This window comes from Komagataeibacter kakiaceti JCM 25156 (genome assembly GCF_000613305.1).
Window position 1 is genome coordinate 1 of record NZ_BAIO01000219.1, and the last position, 3,745, is coordinate 3,745.

A 3,745-nucleotide genomic window follows, 5' to 3' on the forward strand; every position below is an offset into this window, starting at 1 on the left:
GGTCGGTTCGGCGGCGGTCTGCGCCATGACGGGAGCGGCGACGCCCATAACAGCAACGGCGGAGAGCGCGGCCAGAATACGGCGGGGAGAAACGATCATATAAAAATACTCCAGAACACAGGATTTCTGTTCCAATGCGCCAGCCGGGGCGCATGGACGCGTCCGATCTGACTTCCCTGCTGTATCATGTCGCAGGAAAGCCGTCTCGAATTAAAATTCTTAAATATTTCGGGAGTATTCCAGATCTGCCCCATTATGACCGCAATCTCAAGCACTGAAACATTACTAAAGATTGCAGTCAGGGGCAGGCGGGCCGGAAATCAGTCAACCGTGCCCTGGCGTTCGCGCTTCTTGCGCTCATGCGGGTCCAGGTAACGCTTGCGGATCCGCACGGCCGACGGCGTGACCTCAACCAGTTCATCATCCTCGATATAGGCGATGGCCTGCTCAAGGTTCATCTTGCGCGGCGGAATCAGCAGCAGGGCCTCGTCCTTGCCCGCGGCGCGGATGTTGGTCAGCTTCTTTTCGCGAATCGGGTTCACTTCCAGATCGTTTTCACGCGAATGCTCACCGATGATCATGCCGACATACACCTTCTCGCCCGCATCGACGAACAGGGTGCCACGGTCCTGCAGCGAGAACAGGGAATACTGTGTCGTCGTGCCATCCTCGGACGAGATCAGCGACCCGTTGCGACGGCCCGCGATCGGCCCGACATAGGGCTGGTAGCCCGAGAACAGGCGGTTCATGATGCCCGAACCGCGCGTATCGGTCAGGAATTCGCCATGATAGCCGATCAGCCCGCGTGAGGGGATGAGGAAGCTCAGGCGCACCTTGCCGCCGCCCGAAGGCTGCATGTCCTGCATGATGCCCTTGCGCAGGGCCATCTTTTCAACCACGACGCCCGAATACGGCTCGTCCACGTCGATCAGGACTTCCTCGAACGGTTCTTCGCGCTCGCCGGTTTCCTCATTCGTGCGGAACAGCACGCGGGGGCGGCCGATGGTCAGTTCGAACCCTTCGCGGCGCATCTGCTCGATCAGCACGCCAAGCTGGAGTTCGCCACGGCCCGCAACCTCGAAGGCCTCGCTCTCGGGGCTTTCGGACACGCGGATGGCGATGTTGCCTTCCGTTTCCTTGAACAGGCGGTCACGGATCTGGCGCGACGTGACCTTCTTGCCCTCGCGGCCACCCAGCGGGCCATCGTTGAGGCGGAAGGTCATGGACAGCGTCGGCGGATCAACCGGGGTGGAGGGCAGCGGCTCCTTGACTTCGGGGGCCGCGATGGTCTCGGGAATCGTCGCTTCCGACAGGCCGGCCACGGCCACGATGTCACCGGCTTCCACTTCCTCCACCGGCACGCGGTCAAGCCCACGGAAGGAGAGCAGCTTGGTCAGGCGGCCGGTTTCGACAACCGAGCCGTCGGGACGCAGCACATGCACCGGCATGTTCATCTTCGCCGTGCCCTGCTCGACGCGGCCGGTCAGCACGCGGCCAAGGAAGTTGTCGTTCTCGAGGATGGTGGCGACCATCGCGAACGGCGCGTCCTTGTTCACATGCGGCGGCGGAACGTGGCGCAGGATCAGATCGAACATGGGAGAGAGATCCTTGCGCGGACCATCAATCTCGGTATCGGCCCAGCCCTGGCGGCCCGATGCGTAGAGCATGGGGAAGTCAAGCTGCTCGTCATTCGCGCCCAGGGCGGCGAACAGGTCGAAAATCTCGTTATGCACTTCGTCGGGGCGGGCGTCGCCACGGTCGATCTTGTTCACGACCACGATCGGCTTCAGGCCGCGCGCCAGCGCCTTGCCCACCACGAACTTGGTCTGGGGCAGCGCGCCCTCGGCGGAGTCGACCAGCACGATGGCGCCATCGACCATGCTCAGGATACGCTCGACCTCGCCCCCGAAATCGGCATGGCCCGGGGTGTCGATGATGTTGATGCGGGTATCCTTCCACACCACGGACGTGCACTTGGCCAGGATGGTGATGCCACGCTCACGCTCCAGGTCGTTGCTGTCCATCGCGCGTTCGGCGACGTGCTGGTTCTCACGAAAGGATCCGGACTGTTTCAGAAGCTGATCGACCAGTGTGGTCTTGCCATGATCGACGTGCGCGATAATGGCGATATTGCGGATATCCATAACTGCTCTTGACCTGACTTTCCTTGGCGGACGCCATAAGGGCGCGGCGGCACATGCGGGCGATACCCGCGCATGCGGCGGCGGACTGGGTGGCTGGTGGATGCGTAGATAACGGGAAGGGGCGCGGATTGCACGCGAAACTTCGCGCACAACCCCGTCACACACCCCGGAGATGGCCGGTGGAAGGCCCTTTGATCAGAAATCCATGTCCTGACGCATGTTCATGAGCGGGCGCGCGCCATAATGGGAAATCACCTCGGACGCCGCGACACTGCCCAGCCGCCCGCATTCCGCCAGCGTCCGGTCCGATGTCCAACCCGCCAGGAAACCGGCGGCATAGGCGTCGCCCGCGCCGGTCGTATCCACGACCTCGGTCCGCACGCTGCCGATGACGATGCGCTGCTGGCCCTGAATGATCACGCTGCCGCGTTCGGAACGGGTCAGCACGGCGAAATGCGTCTCGGCGGAGACACGGCGCGCGGCCTCGTCAAAATCATCGGTCTGGTACAGCGCGCAGATCTCGTCCTCGTTGGCGAACAGAATATCGACATGCCCGCGCACGAGGTCATGGAACGCCGCGCGATGGCGGTCCACGCAGAAACGGTCCGAAAGCGACAGCGCCACCTTGCGGCCCGCCTCATGCGCGATGCGCGCGGCGGTGCGGAAGGCTTCCTGCGCCGCCGGGGGGTCGAACAGATAGCCTTCCATGTAGATGATCTTGGATGCCCGCACGACATCGGCCAGCACATCATCCGGCCCGAAGCGCACGCACGCGCCCAGATAGGTGTTCATGGTACGCTGGCCATCGGGCGTGACCAGGATGATGCAGCGCGCGGTGGGGTTGTCCGCGCCCTCATCGCCCTGCAGCGGCACGGAGGGGAAATACACGCCCGCGGCCTGCATGTCCGCGCCAAAGGCCTGCCCCGGCGCGTCGTCCGCCACCTTGCCCAGATAGGCCACGCGCGCGCCCATGTTGGACGCCACCACGCAGGTATTGGCCGCCGAACCGCCGCCCATTTCCTTCTCGCGCCGGATCTGGCCGTACAGCGCCGTGGCGCGCGCGGCGTCGATCAGCGTCATGCTGCCCGGCGTCATGCCATTGCGCTGCGGGAAGGCAGCTTCCACCGGCGCCAGCACATCAACGATCGCGTTGCCGATGCCCAGCAGATCAAACCGGCATTCCGCCGCCCGTCCCGAATTTTCCATATTCCGTTCCACTACCCGTTATTGATCCGTCATGTACGCAGCCGTGACGTCCGTTCGCCACGAAATAACCTCAAATATCGCGCATGATGCGTGCATCGCTATCATCGGCGGTTAACCGGCGCAATGGGCGCACTGTATGATGTTTTCACGACACTTCCCGTTAACGCCCTTGTCGGCATGATCGGGGCGCGTATAACCGGTCATGGGGCAGCAGCCTGCAACCAGCCCGAAAGCGTAACCTCCATCCAGGCGGAACACCTCACGTTCCGGCGCAGCATAACCTAGCGGGGTAACATTGTTTAGACGACGCAAGCCAGCCGAAGCCCAGCCACCCACCCCCACGCCATCCCCCGTACCGCAGCCGGGCCGCCCGGCCACAGCCGGTGGCGCTTCTT

The 3,745-nt window shown here is 63.3% G+C and carries 3 protein-coding genes; all 3 read right to left on the minus strand.

The features are described 5' to 3' along the window. Positions 1-320: 320 nt before the first annotated feature. Positions 321-2,144 carry a translational GTPase TypA gene (typA, locus tag JCM25156_RS10970; protein WP_025813111.1) on the minus strand — a complete coding sequence of 608 codons (1,824 nt, stop codon included), beginning with the start codon at positions 2,142-2,144 and terminating at the stop codon, positions 321-323. A gap of 195 nt (positions 2,145-2,339) precedes the next feature. Next, entirely contained in the window at positions 2,340-3,350 is a 1,011-nt protein-coding gene (locus JCM25156_RS10975) for an adenosine kinase (RefSeq protein ID WP_025813112.1), read from the minus strand. A 111-nt stretch (positions 3,351-3,461) separates the two neighbouring features. After that, on the minus strand, positions 3,462-3,745 hold a 284-nt coding region (locus JCM25156_RS30225), incomplete at its 5' end, for a hypothetical protein (RefSeq protein ID WP_206777864.1).

Bases quoted from the DNA above. Each gene is read 5' to 3' on its own strand.
- typA (WP_025813111.1), bottom strand. From the start codon at position 2,144: ATGGATATCCGCAATATCGCCATTATCGCGCACGTCGATCATGGCAAG.
- JCM25156_RS10975 (WP_025813112.1), bottom strand. From the start codon at position 3,350: ATGGAAAATTCGGGACGGGCGGCGGAATGCCGGTTTGATCTGCTGGGC.